The organism is Rivularia sp. UHCC 0363, from assembly GCF_034931125.1.
Lineage (GTDB): Bacteria > Cyanobacteriota > Cyanobacteriia > Cyanobacteriales > Nostocaceae > Rivularia.
In genome coordinates this window covers 50,202-65,676 of record NZ_JAYGHM010000024.1, presented here as the reverse complement: position 1 = coordinate 65,676, position 15,475 = coordinate 50,202, and the positions used below count along the sequence as shown (strand labels likewise).

At 38.6% G+C, this 15,475-nt stretch carries 19 protein-coding genes; 2 read left to right on the top strand and 17 right to left on the bottom strand.

What is annotated here, in order from left to right; all coding sequences use genetic code 11:
- Nucleotides 1–127: 127 nt before the first annotated feature.
- Nucleotides 128–415, bottom strand: coding sequence for a hypothetical protein (locus VB797_RS15430; RefSeq protein WP_323238581.1), 288 nt, complete (start codon nt 413–415; stop codon nt 128–130).
- A 549-nt stretch (nt 416–964) separates the two neighbouring features.
- On the opposite strand from VB797_RS15430, the gene VB797_RS15425 reads away from it, so the two are divergent.
- Nucleotides 965–1,537, top strand: coding sequence for a sigma-70 family RNA polymerase sigma factor (locus VB797_RS15425; protein ID WP_323238580.1), 573 nt, complete (start codon nt 965–967; stop codon nt 1,535–1,537).
- A gap of 393 nt (nt 1,538–1,930) precedes the next feature.
- Here VB797_RS15425 and VB797_RS15420 read toward each other — a convergent pair whose 3' ends face one another.
- From VB797_RS15420 to dcm, 13 genes are all read right to left on the bottom strand, one after another.
- Entirely contained in the window at nt 1,931–2,287 is a 357-nt protein-coding gene (locus VB797_RS15420; protein WP_323238579.1) for a KGK domain-containing protein, read from the bottom strand.
- Between the two features lie 187 nt (nt 2,288–2,474).
- Nucleotides 2,475–2,897 carry an EVE domain-containing protein gene (locus VB797_RS15415; protein WP_323238578.1) on the bottom strand — a complete coding sequence of 141 codons (423 nt, stop codon included), beginning with the start codon at nt 2,895–2,897 and terminating at the stop codon, nt 2,475–2,477.
- 85 nt (nt 2,898–2,982) lie between these two features.
- Nucleotides 2,983–4,827 (bottom strand): CFI-box-CTERM domain-containing protein, encoded by a 1,845-nt coding sequence (locus tag VB797_RS15410; protein WP_323238577.1) that lies wholly within the window; start codon nt 4,825–4,827, stop codon nt 2,983–2,985.
- A complete protein-coding gene (locus tag VB797_RS15405) occupies nt 4,820–5,827 on the bottom strand; it encodes a protein phosphatase 2C domain-containing protein (RefSeq protein ID WP_323238576.1) in 1,008 nt (335 codons plus the stop codon). The genes VB797_RS15410 and VB797_RS15405 overlap by 8 nt, the downstream gene beginning before the upstream one ends.
- 22 nt (nt 5,828–5,849) lie before the next feature.
- On the bottom strand, nt 5,850–6,707 hold the full coding sequence (locus VB797_RS15400; RefSeq protein WP_323238575.1) for a vWA domain-containing protein: 858 nt from the start codon (nt 6,705–6,707) through the stop codon (nt 5,850–5,852).
- Nucleotides 6,708–6,960: 253 nt separating this feature from the next.
- Entirely contained in the window at nt 6,961–7,299 is a 339-nt protein-coding gene (locus VB797_RS15395; protein WP_323238574.1) for a hypothetical protein, read from the bottom strand.
- A 36-nt stretch (nt 7,300–7,335) separates the two neighbouring features.
- On the bottom strand, nt 7,336–7,602 hold the full coding sequence (locus VB797_RS15390) for a helix-turn-helix transcriptional regulator (protein WP_323238573.1): 267 nt from the start codon (nt 7,600–7,602) through the stop codon (nt 7,336–7,338).
- Nucleotides 7,603–7,916: 314 nt separating this feature from the next.
- Nucleotides 7,917–8,405: a hypothetical protein gene (locus VB797_RS15385; RefSeq protein ID WP_323238572.1), complete on the bottom strand. Its 489-nt coding sequence runs from the start codon at nt 8,403–8,405 to the stop codon at nt 7,917–7,919.
- 175 nt (nt 8,406–8,580) lie between these two features.
- Nucleotides 8,581–9,864, bottom strand: coding sequence for an RNA-guided endonuclease IscB (iscB, locus tag VB797_RS15380; RefSeq protein WP_323238571.1), 1,284 nt, complete (start codon nt 9,862–9,864; stop codon nt 8,581–8,583).
- 252 nt (nt 9,865–10,116) lie between these two features.
- Complete coding sequence (locus tag VB797_RS15375; RefSeq protein ID WP_323238570.1) at nt 10,117–10,470, bottom strand: hypothetical protein; 354 nt, start codon at nt 10,468–10,470, stop codon at nt 10,117–10,119.
- Entirely contained in the window at nt 10,470–10,805 is a 336-nt protein-coding gene (locus VB797_RS15370; RefSeq protein ID WP_323238569.1) for a DUF5674 family protein, read from the bottom strand. The genes VB797_RS15375 and VB797_RS15370 overlap by 1 nt, the downstream gene beginning before the upstream one ends.
- A 281-nt stretch (nt 10,806–11,086) precedes the next feature.
- The gene (locus tag VB797_RS35000) at nt 11,087–11,701 is read right to left on the bottom strand and encodes a hypothetical protein (RefSeq protein WP_416350874.1); all 615 of its coding nucleotides are present in this window, start codon (nt 11,699–11,701) and stop codon (nt 11,087–11,089) included.
- A complete protein-coding gene (gene dcm / locus VB797_RS34995) occupies nt 11,640–12,437 on the bottom strand; it encodes a DNA (cytosine-5-)-methyltransferase (RefSeq protein WP_416350875.1) in 798 nt (265 codons plus the stop codon). Before dcm ends, VB797_RS35000 begins: the two co-directional genes overlap by 62 nt.
- Before the next feature lie 60 nt (nt 12,438–12,497).
- On the opposite strand from dcm, the gene VB797_RS34990 reads away from it, so the two are divergent.
- The gene (locus VB797_RS34990; RefSeq protein WP_416350873.1) at nt 12,498–12,677 is read left to right on the top strand and encodes a hypothetical protein; all 180 of its coding nucleotides are present in this window, start codon (nt 12,498–12,500) and stop codon (nt 12,675–12,677) included.
- A 184-nt stretch (nt 12,678–12,861) separates the two neighbouring features.
- Here the strand turns inward: VB797_RS34990 and dnaB are convergent, their stop codons facing one another.
- Genes dnaB through VB797_RS15350 form a run of 3 tightly spaced genes read right to left on the bottom strand, consistent with a single transcriptional unit; the run spans nt 12,862 to nt 15,417 of the window.
- Entirely contained in the window at nt 12,862–14,211 is a 1,350-nt protein-coding gene (gene dnaB / locus VB797_RS15360) for a replicative DNA helicase (RefSeq protein WP_323238567.1), read from the bottom strand.
- A complete protein-coding gene (locus tag VB797_RS15355) occupies nt 14,204–15,103 on the bottom strand; it encodes a hypothetical protein (RefSeq protein WP_323238566.1) in 900 nt (299 codons plus the stop codon). The genes dnaB and VB797_RS15355 overlap by 8 nt, the downstream gene beginning before the upstream one ends.
- Nucleotides 15,103–15,417: a helix-turn-helix domain-containing protein gene (locus VB797_RS15350; protein ID WP_323238565.1), complete on the bottom strand. Its 315-nt coding sequence runs from the start codon at nt 15,415–15,417 to the stop codon at nt 15,103–15,105. Before VB797_RS15350 ends, VB797_RS15355 begins: the two co-directional genes overlap by 1 nt.
- Nucleotides 15,418–15,475: the final 58 nt, after the last annotated feature.

The following is a 15,475-nucleotide window of genomic DNA, read 5'->3' as shown; positions in this document are numbered from 1 at the left end:
TGTTTACCTTTTATTGCTTAACATCGATAGTACTAATAGTAATTATGACATTGTAGTTAAAATCATTAATTGATAGAGCGCTTCTGATTACACTCTACCAATTCAATACTTGTCTTATCTAATAATTTCAGAAGAGAATTTTATCAACTTCTAATTCATCCAGTAACAAATACTCGCGTAAATTTGCCTGATAATTTTTGCATTCTTCTTCATCAATCATATTAAACTTATGACCAATAAAATGGTCTGCTTCTGTAATGAGAAAGTCAATTACTTTATCTTCCATCGCCAGTACGAGTATTTCCGTCATTTGCTCAGACTGTTCTTCAGATAAAGATTTTAGACCAGCTAAATAGCAATATTCTTGGATGATTTGTTTTTGATCGCGAGTTAAAGGTATTTTTTGACTACTCATTAATTTTAATTTCGGTAAATCAATCATTTTTTGGCTCCTTACCAAATTCTGCTCAGACTTACACTTTGTACTAAGTAACAACTTATTTACAATGTGCAGTATCTTATTAGAGAAAAATGGAACATATTTGGTTATATTTAACCTCCTAATAATAGTGAAAACATAAAACTTTTGTGACTATTTTCATTGAGCATCCTTGCAGGTTTTAAATATACTTTGTCATTACATAAAGCCTATAGAATAGCTTTATTTAACACTCCTGCGCGGGCGATACGCAGGAGTATTGCGGCGATCGCGTCATCTTCGGCGATCGCAAAGTCTAGCTATTGCGATAACTGTACTTAGTGAATGCAGCATGACCGAAGCAAGCGACCGAGAATATTTTATTGCATTGGATGCTCCCATCTCTATTTAGTGAATTACTGCTAGTTTTTGTGACTCAAATGAGTAAATGTCACAAAAACTTCATTTTTGCACTAAAAGGTACAGTGAATTGACGCATATGAATAAAAACTTAATTGTGCCTTATTTACTCAAATGGAGGATGGGATGGTAGCCAATTATTCTCGCCAAACATTTGACGCAGAGTTTCAGACGCTGCTGTTTCCTGGTAGTTCTTCTGCTCATTCTACGCTAGCTTTTGTCCTGCGTAGCCTTACCCAGTTTAACCTATCACAGAGTTTTAGTGTTACTGAAATCTTAATTGACGCATACCTTCGTGGTGTGAAACAAATTGAAAGAGGAGAATACATTGAAAATCCTCTTCCCTGGATTAGATCCACATCCTATAACATAATTAGGGAGCATAGTAGAGAACGAAAAAAACTTTACCAGCTTGAAGAAGATAAAGTAGAGTTTGCGATGGATTGCAGCCTTGTTGGTATAGAGGAAATTAACGAAAATTTAGAAAAGGTGTTATTAGCATTTAAAAAATTAGACGAAGAAGAAAAAGAAATTTTAACTCTAAAAATAGTAGAAAAGTTAACGTGGAAAGAAATTCTTGAATTGTTAGAACAAAGAGGTATTAAGTTCAAAAACGAAACAGCATTAAGAAAGCGTAAGGAAAGAGCTTTAAAACGTCTTCGCAAAATTTATCATTCACTCTACTCTACTATCGCCTAAAAAATACAAAGACAGCTTCAAAAAAGTCACTCATTCCTGACAAGTTAAAGCTATATGTTTGTATTCTTAACTCGTTACGAATGAAATGCCGGTGTGTGTTAATCCTCAAACTTTTATTTATAGATTTACAATGCCCTTTAAGCAAACGTTTCACGTTATCGTCATGCCCTTCTCAATATGATTACGGCTATGAAAACCAAAAACACTTAGTTTGATAAGTGGGAACATCAGTGAAAATCATCACCAAACTTAACAATGTCTGGGATGATTTATTGTGAGTAAATGGTGCAGATTTTAACAATTGTGATAGAAGTTAGAAACACTGCCATATACAACCGCTTTCTGTTACAACTGTTGACAATTTTTTGTACAATAATCATCATAAAAAATTTTCTATTCTATCATTTGATGAATATCATCCAAGGGTAATTCTGGTTCATTGACCGCAGCTTTTTCTCCAACATTTAGCTCGTCAGGGCAAAATTCTAAAACTAATTTAGCTCTTAGTTTTCCTTTTTGTAAGCCTGTAGCGCCAGATTTAAAAACTTCACAACTTATACCTTCTTTAAAGAATGTTTGCCCCTTAGCATCTTTTATGTTTAATTTTCGTTTGATTACCCTTGCAAACTGTTCGGACTTGATTTGTACATCAGCAAAACCATTTGACGGTAGATTTAAGTAACGACCAATTTCTTGATGATTGAGAGATATAATTTCCCCATCGTTTACTGGTTGAAATTCGTTATTCATATTTATTTGTGTTGATGAAATACCGATAATATTAAAATTAATTACGAATCAAAACAATGGGTGCGGTTGCCTGTCAATAATGCAGGAATAGCGATCGCCTTATTAAGGTCAGCGGAGGGAGGGAGCGATCGCATAACTATGCAGCTTTTAAATCTTCTTCTAAAGTTAGCCGATCGCGCAAAAAACGCTATTTTCTCAATTCATACACCCGCAGCCATTCTTGTTGTGTAACTTTATAATTTGTAGAATTTGGTTGACGAATTACTGTTAATGTTTTGAGTACTGGGTCAAGCTTAAGGTCTTCTTTTAACAATGGCTTGTCTATCAACTTACTGGTAAAGCGAATTTTGGCACAAGGCTTAGTACCAATACGACTTGTATCAATCCAGTAGCCAATATCAGGTGGATTTTTGATCAGCTCAGGAGATTTGATAATTTCAGCTATGCCATAAATTCCTGCTTTATCCCCAGATTTCCAAATCAGTACCCCATCACCAGGAACCATGTCTAGGGCATAGCGTGTTGTTAGCCAAGGCATTTGTTCAAAGTCGCGGATACCTTCAATGATACGGTAATATTTGGGATTGCCTTGAAATAGCCAGTAACTCATTGTTTGGTAGAATTCCTCTAAGAATTTAGTGGGAAGTGCGATCGCTGTATTAATTCCTCTAACAAAAATCAAATCAGAAAAAGTTTTATATAATTTTTTTGGCTCGAATCCACTTAGCTAAATGCTCAAGTTTGGTGCGAACAAATTGTTTTAATGGTAAATATGAGGATATTAGTTTAGCTAAGTAAGGGCCAACTCTGTAGTAAGCAACAACTAAATATTTGCCGACACTGTATTTGAGTAGAATCTTATCTCGAAATAATCTGAAAGTTTCTACATCTGGGTGATTTTTAGATTCATAAGCGGCTGTGGCAATGAAACATGAATCATTTTGCGAAGTTGTACTACTGTTTGTAGGTGCAGGATTATTGGGAACATTCCTTGTATTTTGAGGCGGCTTTGTTGTAGATGCAGGATTACTGGAAACATTCCTTGTATTTTGAGGCGGCTTTGTTGTAGATGGAGTAGAGGGGGCTGGTTGTTTTGGAGGGCTAGAAGGAGACTGTGTTGCTACAGGCTGATTTGCAGGCGGCGGAACAGGTTTGGGTGGAAGTGGCTGCGTATACAAGGGCTTTGGAACTGGTAGTGGAGTAGTTTTAGTAGAAGGTTTCAATATATCATTAGCTTCATTGTAGGTGAGAACTGTTAGTTGATAAGGGTCTTCAACAACAATTTCAGGTGTAATATTTCCTCTTCTATTTGAATATAGTTCAAGTATCCCTGTAATTTTTAGATACTTACCTTTAAAGAGTTTTAATTCATCTAACGTTATATTTTTAACCTTATGCAAATTGCCTAAACCTTTTGAAAATATAACAATTGTAAATGGGTCATAATTATTTACAGTTTCCTTAAGAGTGCCAAAATTAATAAATACTATATCACCATAAAAATAAATATTTATAACTTGTCCAATAACTGTAATTTTTTCTCCTTCTTGTTCAACTAATTCTAAAGTTTTCTTAGCCTCAAAAGCGGCTATTGCATCAGTTGAAACTGCTGTTATAGGTAAGGTCGTAGCAATTTTTAGTAATGATAAATCAATATGAGGATTAAGAAAATCATCTAGAGTGGGAACATCGTCAATGTTACAACGGCAAATCTGTTGTAGGCGAGTAACTAATGGAGCTAACTGAGAATTTTGTAAAAGTTCAGAAAATATAGACGAATTATATGGTTCTTGATAGTCTTTTCGCCCAAAGATTAAATTTTCACCAGTATGATATTTTTGCCAAATATTTTTTCCTGAAGGTGAAACTAATGATAGAACACTTACATAAAAAATAATAGTAGAAAATCTATCAATTTTTTCGTTGAAAAATAAGCTGTTGCGTTGTGGATGTTGAAAAGCTACATGACCTATCTCATTACTATTTTTGTAAGGCATCCCTGGAACATACATTCCATCGTAATCGATTAGGACACAGCTACCATTATTACGAACTAATACATTCCCATGTTGTATATCACCGTGAGCCATTTTAAGTTCACGAAGTCTTTGACTAATTGCTTTAACTTGACTAGCAAGATTATTTAATTGTGTGTAATTGTTGAGGTTATCTTGAATATACTCACTTAAAGATTTACCCTCAACCCAAGCCATTCTGACAATTGGATACGACTTTCCTTGAACTTTAATACCTTCTGTTTCATATTTGAATTTTACAAAAAAATCATCATTTTTATTCTGTAAAAAATTGCTAATATATTGGTAGCGTTCTTGAAGATCCGGAACTTCTTTGTGAAAGCACCGGATTGCCCAAGTAGATTTCGTGCCATTAGTTTGGGTTGTTAAACACGCTGTAAGAGCAAATCCACCAGAAACTAAAGAAGGAAGACCTAGTGGTGTCTGCTTAACACTTGCATCTTGAAGTTCAAAACTTTTGAAAGATGCTTTAGGAGTTTGAAGAACTTCACGGTAATCAGACATTGAGGGGTAAGACATCAATTAGCACCGCAGTAACATCATCGTTTCGGATATTATTTTGTTCGCGTAGAGTTTCTATAAAGTTTGTGAAAGAGCTATCGTCAGAGATTTGAAATAACCTTTCCCAATTAGAAGGCTGACTTTTTAACTTTGTTACTAACCAGCAGGCTAGAGCATCTGTACATAAAATCATTTGTAAGGTATTTTGAAATGTAACTTCTTTCCTTACTATTTTTTGTTCTAAACTCTGCCAAGTCTTTGAAAGATGACAAATAGAAGCTGGAAAAGATCCAAAATCTTCGGGTGATAATTCTGGAAGCATATTTACTTCATCTGCATTACCATTGCACCAAAAAACACAACTATCACCCACTGTTAAGATTTGAACCCTTTCCAAACTAGAAGAAAATTCAACCGCCGCTAAAGTAGCATGGGTTCCTCTTTCTAGTTTTTCATACATAAACCACTGTCTAGTTTCAGGCATCCCTAAGATTTGTTGACTTGTTTTTTGAACAAATTTTTGGTTTGCAGACTCTAGTTCAGAAAATTGGAAAAAGTCAGCACCTTTCTCGACATAGTTATTTACTAAGATATCTGCCCAGACATCACTAAATAAACTTTCAGTTGCACCATCAGCAACAGCTACTCGCAAATTTAAAGAATTTTTACTTAAAGCATTTTTGTCTTCACATTCGGCTTCACTCAGACCCTTTTTTTGAATATGAAAGCTCCGAATTCTGAATACGTAATCCCCAATATTTCTTAACTGTTCTGATTCAGATGAGGTTTGCTTGTTGGCAAGCAGTTCTTGTGTAAGTTGTGTTTCAAGCTCTTGAGATGCTACTTTATCATTTGGTTGATCGTTGTTTGTCTCCTTATCTTGTATATCTATTTCCAGTTTATTTCTCCTTTCAGAAACAGGTTTTTTTGCAAACAAAACTAGCAAGATAGAGACTATGATAAAAAACAAAAAAATACTGAAAGCCAATGATTGCCTAGCCATAATTTAATTTACTTATTTTGTCCTATCGATCCATTGCTACAACATCCATTGCTGCTCTTGTACCAATATCTAAAAGTGCAACTAGAGTAGCTAAGTCTTTGACATTGTATGCAAAACAACGGGATTCTGATGAAATATCTTCTATTCCCTCTCTCCTAGCCATTGTTGCCATAACACTAGGCAAATAACTTGACATCCGAAATAACTTTTCAGCATAACTATCTGGTAAGCCGTAGACTGAAGACGGCATAATTACCTCTTTTCCACCCTTACTGGAAAGGTGAATATTAAAAACCAAAACATTCCCATCATTAGTAGATAGCTGGTGAATCTTTTGAGCAAGTTCTTCTGGATCTCCATCTGTACTTTGTCCATCAGTAATATGAACAAAGAGAGGTGGATAGGCATTTGGATGAGTTGCACACCAATAATTAAGAACATCATAAGCTATCTGCAATGCAGAACACATTGGTGTTCCACCTTCAGCAATAGGGTCAAACCAAACAGGAAATTTAACAGTAGTTTCAATGATACCCCCAGCTCCATCGGGGATTTTCTTCCTTCTCTCTTCTAGTCGCAAAGGGTTAGTTTCAAATAGACTAATTGGATTTAGCCATTCCTGAGCTAACGCTCCTGTAAGGGGATTAACAATTCCTATAGTGGTATCATAACCAATTACACCAATCTCAAAGTAATTGCGAGTTCCTTCAGATTTAGCACACTTTAGAATTAACTCACTAAAAAGTCGGTTCATTACATCGCTTAACATTTGAGCTTTACTCATTCCCTCTGGAGTAACTTCACTCATAGATCCAGAACGGTCAATAGCAAACAAAAAAGCAGTTGGATTATTTCGACTTATTTCCACAGAATATGACATTTAATTTACCTCACTAGAACTAATAATGCTTAATCCAAATTATTTGAAACTTAATGCTGTTAATTACGGGCAAAACACTGTAATTATTAGCTGATTAATGGGATTGGCTTTAAAGACATACTAATATTTTTTACTTGATTCGCTCTTTCCAAATAAAATGTATATGGATAATGAATGGTTGAGTTTTAATTCTAGGAATTTGTAAGGTATTCGCAGTTTTTGATAACTTCTAGAAAAAACAATTACAATTTACTCAAATACAACCAATATGTTCTTTAACAATCAGCTTCAATTCTTTGCTAATTAGTAAACCGTCAATTTCTTTACGAAGCTTATGCAAAGATTCGCCTTTAACTTTTCTTTCTTCATAAATTCCCTTGAGTAGTTCTGTCAATCCATATTTCGACAGTGCATCTGATGCTAATCCTATTATTCCAAGTAATACAATACCGCCAACCATTCCGCCTGGTCCTAACATTGCTAATGCCGCAGTAATTGCAGCAGCACCAGCCAAACCAGTTGTTGCCATTGCGATCAGAAGTACAACTGCTGGAAATCCAACGCCTGCCAATTTTCTAACAACTTCATCCATGATTATGATTCCTTATTATCTAAACGTAATTAATTTTTAGAAATACTTTGACCGTAACTCTTCTGCGCGATCGCGAAGTGACTCCGAAGGAGTATCGCCCATTTCTTCCAATATTCCCTCAACTTTTTCCATAGCTAAAGGTGAAGGTTGGCTGCGTCCGTTTTCCCAGCGGCTTATGGTTAAGCAAGTTACGCCTATTTTGATTGCAAACTTCTCCTGGGTTAGTTTAGTTAAAAGTCTCAATTCGCGGATAAATTGACTCACCTCTGGTTGATTAATAACCAAGGGTTTTTTGGTATTCATGTAATTATGAAACTTGATTAAATATTAAATGCATCAGGTGATACATCATCTGATTTATATTAGTTAATTTTCATCTTGAACAGGTAGGATGATTCTACTGATTTAAGGAAATTAGCAAAGAAGTATATTTTTAGTTGATAGATTAAGTATTTATATTTATAAAAATAAAAAGTATTGATAAAGTTGCATTTATTAAAAAGAAAGGGAGACACCGCGATCGCTTACGATGGAGCTTCACTCACCGCTCAGTTAATTTATGTTGTCAATGCCGAGAAGAGCGATCGCAATAAGGTGGAGTTTCGCTCATCGCCCCATCACGAATATTCAACCATCAACTCTTCTAGCAGCGCATCATTTATCTGCTGTGCTTCTTCCCAGTTGCTTTCGGTCACGTTAAAAGATTCTTGCACCAGGGCTTGAACTTTAGGAGGTAGGGCTTCAAACTTTTCGTGGTTAATAATCATGATGCGGCAGCCAGGATAGGGCATAAAGTCGCTGAATGGTTCCATTCCAGACACGATCAGGAGTTTGGATAGCAGGATGATGGGATGACGCGGTTTATCGTTGTCTGAAGTGCAATTAATTTCCGATGCGAAGTAACCACAAAGCCACGACTTAGTGTCAGTGTCATCATCAAGTATCGCTAAAGCACCCGCTACTACCTGATTGTTTAGATGAGGGTTTAGTAGATTATCAAATATTTGGTCAAGTGCTTCTGGTTGGCGTTTTTGGAAGCAACGTACCGCACGCTCAATTAGCTTATCGATTTTATTGGGCTGGGGTTTACCGAATCCTTGGGGCATGATACACGCGCTTTTGAGGTAAGGGAATTGTAGCAAAGTAAGGGAAAGAGGGTAAGGAGTGCGATCGCCCCACTCTCTATAAAGCAGTCATAAAAACCTCACGGAATGCGGGAAACTCAGCGGCTTTAGCCCTGAGAGGAAAGCGACACGGGGGATTTTAATCCCCGTGGTATTTTTAATTGGCATAGTTGTAACCATCCTTTTTGTGAATCGCTGAACAATATTTGTGGCTGATTCCTTGAACTAATCCGTCCGAGGTCGAGATATTAAAAGTTCCGTTAGTTCTAATAGCAACTCTCCCAAAATATTCACCCATTTTCTTACCTGCTGTTACAACTGCTTTTACAATGTCCCCAGTTTGAAAGCCTTTAACAAACTTGAATCTTGGAACGTATCTAGAAGGGAACCCAAACTTGTCAGTCCTGCAAGATTGTCTAGAGCCATGACCATTGGCAGTAATCAATAATGGTTTGATTCCTTTGATATTGAGAGTTGGAGTTGAATGACCAACACAAGCCGCATCAATCCAGTGTGTTTTAGCTAACTTTTGTTGACTACGGTTAAACTTTGTTAAACCTCCTGAGCCTGTTTCTATGGGGAGTCCTGTATCTTTCAAAGCTCTAAACAACGCCCATCTAGTAGTGTTTACTGCCGCTGCATCTGCTAATGGTCGTTTAGCTTGTTTCAAGATTTTTTGTAATCTTGCGGGGTCTTTTTTGAGGAACTCTTTGATATCTTTAGTTCCTTTTTTGGTGTTACATTTTTCGCAACTTAATGTCAGATTCGTAATTGAATTACTGCCTCCTTTAGCTCTAGGATGAATATGTTCTACTTGGAAGGGAACGTCTTTAACGCTACAGTAAGCGCATTCTCTATTCCACTTTTCAAGCAAATATTCCCTGGTTTCATAGCCTGCCAAAGTCCCTTGTTGATATTCCTTTCCTTGGATATCTGGATTGGACATTAGCTGCATATCAAATCGAATTAACTCTTGGCTAATAGCTTCAACTGGTGCGAATTTACGCAACTTCTCAACCCAAGTTTTGATGTTCTCAACTCGACTTTGTAAACTTGGTGCTAGCCAACCATCGGGACGAGTTCTATTTAAAAACCGATGTGGACGGTATCTAGTTTTTCTAGCTCGTCTAACTCGTCTTAATTGTCTTCTAGAAGTTAAAGCATCTCGAATTGCAAAGCCGCGATGTTTTAGTTCGGCTGCAAATACAACTTCGCCAGTTGAATCGTTAACTAATGCCATCCCAGTAAACTTTGCACCGGGGTCAATCTTTAATCTCAATGGTGAAACTTCGATATCTGGGCAGGTTTTCTTAAGGATGATTGTGAATGGGAACCGTCTAAAGATTGCTGCTTTTTTGTTCCGTAATAGTTGCCGCGCTTGTGCTGGATGAATTGGATCTAATGGTTTTTTGTTTGTGTCTAATACTAATGTTTTGGACATAAGTCCCTCCATTTCTGGGTGATGTTAGCTTCGTCAAGGTTTTGAGAGCTTGTTAGACTTGCAACACTGTTTCAGTGACTTTAAAACTGTTTAATTGCAAATGATAGAGCGGAAAACTAGCTTCGCATTCTCCGGTATCGTGACTCAAAAAACGTAGTCAGTGAAGACTTAGACTGGTCAGCACAGCTTGCAATTTCTTACAAGCTCAATCCCTTTAGGGTTGAGTTACTGACCTGCAAGCATTACTCGTCATTAGGCAGTTTTTGAATCTGCGGCAACCAATAAACCCGACATATCAAGTATTCGTTCTGACCAAATAGCAGCAGTGGGAACAAGGTTTACAATTTCGGTTGAATTATCACCTCGATTTACCCACCCTTGTAGTAACTTTTGCAGTTGGGTTAGTTCGGCATAATGAAGATGATTTTGTCTTTGTAACAAATTGACATACAGTAAGCTTTCTTTTAATAACACCGGAACTATTTCACCATTAGCATTTTTTTGACTCCAGGATTTTAGACGCGCCAACGTTGCAGCCAATTCTCCCAACTTTTGGGGCATCGATTGATTTAAAAAACTTGCTTCAATTGCGTTCCAGTTAGGCATTATAATTCTCCTAGTAATCGTTTGGTAATAATGGTAATTCTTTCTCTAATGATGGGGGATTCAACTATCATAGTACGATTGTTTTGGCTGGGGCGAATATTAATAATTGATTCAAAAACTATTTCTTGCGTGTAAGGACACCAATCAGCACCCCACAAGTCTTTTTGCTTGCTACCATCTTTTAACAATTCTTGCTCGCATTCATAATGGCGTTCGGAACCACCAGCAAGGATTTCGCGTTCGATATCAACTGCTATTTTAATAAAAACTCCCCACATTTGTAACATTTCATCTAATTGTTCTTTTGTAGCGCGATCGCGAATTATTAAAATCAATCTATTACACCCCAATGCAATTCGTAGCAATAGTCAATAGCAAAATAATTTTAAACCTTTTCTTGATATAAATTAACGCTCACAATACTAATTAAACTAGGATAAAATACTGTCATTTCTAACAATGACTATAGGTTTATTCCCAACACCCTCAATATTTCTCTCACTGGTGCTTTCTCCACCTCCAAGCGTTGCACTTGGGGCAATAATCGTTTAGGAATATATTTTGACGACTTAACTAAGCGATCGCCCTTGCTGCCTAAGAATTGCCCCATTCCTAACTATTTTTTACGCTTTACTTTACGAATAAAGCTAATTATTTCTTCAATGGGAATATTGCGCGATCGCATATTTTCTATCATCCCTACAGATCCAGGGGGGATACTGCCGATACTGCGACCTTTCCATTCTCCATCAATCTTCTCGTCCCAGTTATAACCCCACCGCCAATGATGCGGGTTTTCTGGGTCGCGAAAGTCTGATGTTATACGAGGGTATGAAGCAACTCGACCGTCTTTTAACTTCTTATTCTCAAGATACTTATAGAGACAACCCTGCTTATTGCGGCGCTTTTTGGCTGGTTTACTCTTCTTACTTTTTCTCGTTTCCTCTAAGAAATTTTCGGGTGTAATTAGTTGCAAGTATTCGGCATGATATATACCCTTTGAGGAATTAACTATTACCCAGTTGTTTGATTGAATTTCTAAAACTTCAGTTTCTACACCGAACTCTCCAAAATTACGGTTTAAGACTTTAACGCGATCGCCCACCTTAAACTGGTACTTACTTTCCTCTAAGAAATTTTCGGATATCTCTTGATACTCAGAATTATTCTTAGAGGATAGATTCGAGGTACAGGATTCTCTGGAGGGCGATCGCGGCAATTCTGGGGTCAAGGATATTTCCGGCGGCGCTGCGTTGTTTTCTAATAATTCTGCTGCCGTTCGGGATTCCGAGGGGTCGAGCCAGGTGCTGGGGATTCCGAACCACTCGGAGAGGATAACCGGGTTTAATACCTCGCCTTTTTTGATTAGTTCGTTCTTCTTCAAAAAAGTTTCTAACTTGTTCAGCCCAGGGGGTCGGCTCCCTCTTGTAGATAATGCTGTGGGAGCAGGCAACCAGCAATAATCTTCCTCTATCGAAGGGGCTGGCAAAGGCTCCGCTAGATACACACAACCATTCTGCATCGTACCCGCAGCGGTAAAGCTCTTTAAGGACGTATCCGAAATATGACAAATCGCTCCCTGGGTTAAAAGGACAGTTGAGTAATCCTCTAACATTTTCGATGCAGAGGTATTTTGGTTGGTAGTTTTCAACGATTCGGAGCATTGCGGGAAAACAGTTTCGCTCGTCTGCGGCAGCAAGTCGCTTTCCCTGAATTGAGAAGGGCTGACAGGGTGGCGATGCGGTGATGATATCGATACCTTGCTTGAGTCCCCATCCTCCCTCAAAGGCAAGGGACTTGATATCTCCGTAATTGTGGACTCCTGGGTAGAGTGACTGTAGGCGATCGCAGCAGTATTCATCGATTTCTGAGAATCCGATAAGTTCAAATTCTCCAAGCTGTAATCCGGCGAGAGCAAATCCTGCCCCCACTCCGCTGCACAAGTCAAGCTGTCGGAGTTTTGCCATTGCTGCCATGCTTCCTCATATTCAAGGTTAGATTCAAAATCATCGGGTAGGGGTGGTTCTATGCTTTCATCCCAAAAAATCGTAGGGTTTCCGTTTGCATCAACTTTACGCGGGACTTCACCAAAATGGGACGGGTTCCAACAGTCGGAAGCTTCGTCACTTTTAACTTCCACAACTGCGGAAACTTTGGTCTGTGGAGTTTCAGTAATATCATCTAGTTCATCCCAAGCAGGGTCGTAGATAGCACCATCCCAATCGCGTTGATAAGATTTTTGATATTGTTCAATATTAAAAAGTGTCATTTTTTTTACACTCTAATTGCTAAATAAATTCCCTACAAATTTTCCCAAGTGCTGCATTTGACTATCAAGTTTTAGTTAGCGATCGCTCTTTCGGCAAGAGGGCATCGGCGACCTCAAACTAGCTACCGCGCCAAATTTTTGAAACAAGTAAACTGTGCATCAAACAGCAGTTTTACTATTCCCGTTGGTCCGCCCCTATTTTTAGCAATAATTACTTCGGCAATGCCTCTATCGACCGTATCTGGGTGGTAATATTCATCCCGGTAAAGCAGTAGTACTAAATCCGAATCTTCTTCAATTCGCCCCGATTCTCGAAGGTCTGACATCATGGGACGCTTGATATTGCGGCTTTCCACGCCACGATTTAGCTGCGACAACATGACAACAGTTGTGTTACATTCCCGCGCTAATTGTTTTAACCCCCTGGTGATTTTTCCGATTTGAAAAGCCAGATTAAAACTATCGCCATCCGTTCCTTCCATTAATTGCAAATAGTCAATCCCCACCATGCCAATGCCATCGTGTTTGGCAACGAGTTGCTTGACTTTTGAACGAATTGAATTGAGAGTTAGAAGGGGTGAATCGTCGATGTAGATAGGCAATTCGCTTAACTTACTAATCGATTGCGCTAAAAGTTCCCATTGCGATTTGTTAATATTACCGTTCTGTAAAAGACTTGATTCAATAGGCATATCAGTCGATAAAAATCTATCTCCCCATTCCTCCTTACCCATCTCAAGGCTAAAAATTACAGTTGGCAGCTGCTCAAGGGACGAAATATTTAAAGCCAGATTACCTAAAAACGATGATTTACCCATCGCCGGACGACCAGCAATGGTTATCAGTTTTCCTGGCTTAAATCCTCCGATTACCGCATCTAAGTCATAAAATCCAGTCTTCACCCCGCTTGGTGCTGTACCCATATTTTTTTCTTCAATGCGCTCAAAGGCATCTATCAAAATATCTGACATCGGGGTCGGTTCGGATAACGACGCGATCGCGCTGTTATTTACCTCTAAAACCTTTGAAGATGCTCTTTCTAATTGTTTACCTATTTCCTCACTTTGGTCGTGTGCCAGGTCGTAAATTTCGCCGCTAGCTTTAATCAATTGCCGCCGATGGTATTTATCCATCACCAATTGCGCCAAAGCATCGATGTTAACTGCCGATACCGTCCGGTCTACGAGTGTTGCTAATTGATTTCTACCACCGATTTTGGAAAGCAAATTACGGTCGGAGAGCCAGCCGATAACTGCCAGTAAATCCGTGGGCTTACCGGAGTTATCAAGTTCTACAGCAGCTTGATAAATATTGCGGTGGGCATCAATATAAAACGCTTTAGCCACAAGTACGTCACGTACTCTGGCGATCGCACCTGGGTCAAGCAAGATACCGCCTAAAATTGCTTGCTCTGCTTCGATGCTTTGAGGAGGTAGCTTGTCACTATTCGCAAAACTAAGATTTTCAACCATAGTTCTTCTCAAGTATTGGATTATTTGCTATCAAGGAGCGCACGTCCTCACGGGCAGATTTCGCCCAATTGAACCAGCATTTGTAAAAATCGTCTACGAAAAATCGTCGCAAACTCGTATCGCTTCCGCATTGGTTTACAGCTTCTACGACAATTTGTAGTTGTCCGTACCACATTTGATGCTGGGCTTCGGTGTATTTATCGAAACTGTAAATAGTATTTTGATTTTCTTTTTTGTTTTGCGTTTCGAGCCACTGTTCGTGTAATTCTTCAAAATGAGCTTCTATCCACCTAAACGGTAATTCTGGTGGTTTTGGTAGCTGGCTTGCTTTCTTCTTGGCAAATTTCAAAAAATTCTCTCTCTCGCCTTCTGAGAGAGTCTGTATTAGTTCTGTATATATCTGAGGAGTGCTGGAATTCTTGTCTGGAGCGAGTTTCGGGCTACGATTTTCCCGCTCATGGGACACACTGTCCCGCTCATGGGACACGTCGTCCCGTTCGTGGGATTCACCGTCCCGCTCATGGGACATATCATCCCGCTCGTGGGATACTGTCCCATCCGTGGGACACTTTTCTTCCTTTTCTTCTGAAGGGAAAGCAACAACTTTCTGAGTCTCTTTAAGAATTATTCCGTGAGTTGCTTCCCAATCAGTGTATCCTTTTTGTCTTAGTTCGTTCACCGCACGGTAAAAAGCAGATTTACTGATTTCCCATTCTCTACAGAACTTGAGAACGTTGGGAATTACTAAGTTAGAGCCTGGTAGCTTGGTAATTTTTTTGATGGCTAACAAGTAACCAGCAGTCGTAAGTAATTTGTCTCGATACCATTGCTTAATTTCTTCGGCGGTTAGGGGGTAGAACTGCACGCCTATTTTCTCTCTTGATTTGGACATTAGGATTCCACCTCCTCGGAAGTTTCATCAGCAGGTGCGGATATAAAACTATACTTGCCTGGTAAATATTTCTTGGCTACAAGTTCTTTTAATGCGCGGCTTACGATTTGTCTGCGAACCTGACGCTGTGGTGATGATAGCTGCCTTGCTATTTGATCCGCATTAATTTCGATTCCGTTGTTAAGAGGGTCTAGAATGCGAATGTAATAAAGTACCTGTAGTTGTGCTGATGTTAGCTCTCGACAATCCCTTAACCATTCTTCATGTTGAAGTGGGTAAAATTTACCTTGAATTTTGGCAGTGTTATGCGTCATAATGCACCTAAGTTGAATTTTCAGATACGCCCCGTCCCGTCAAGACCGGGGCTAATTT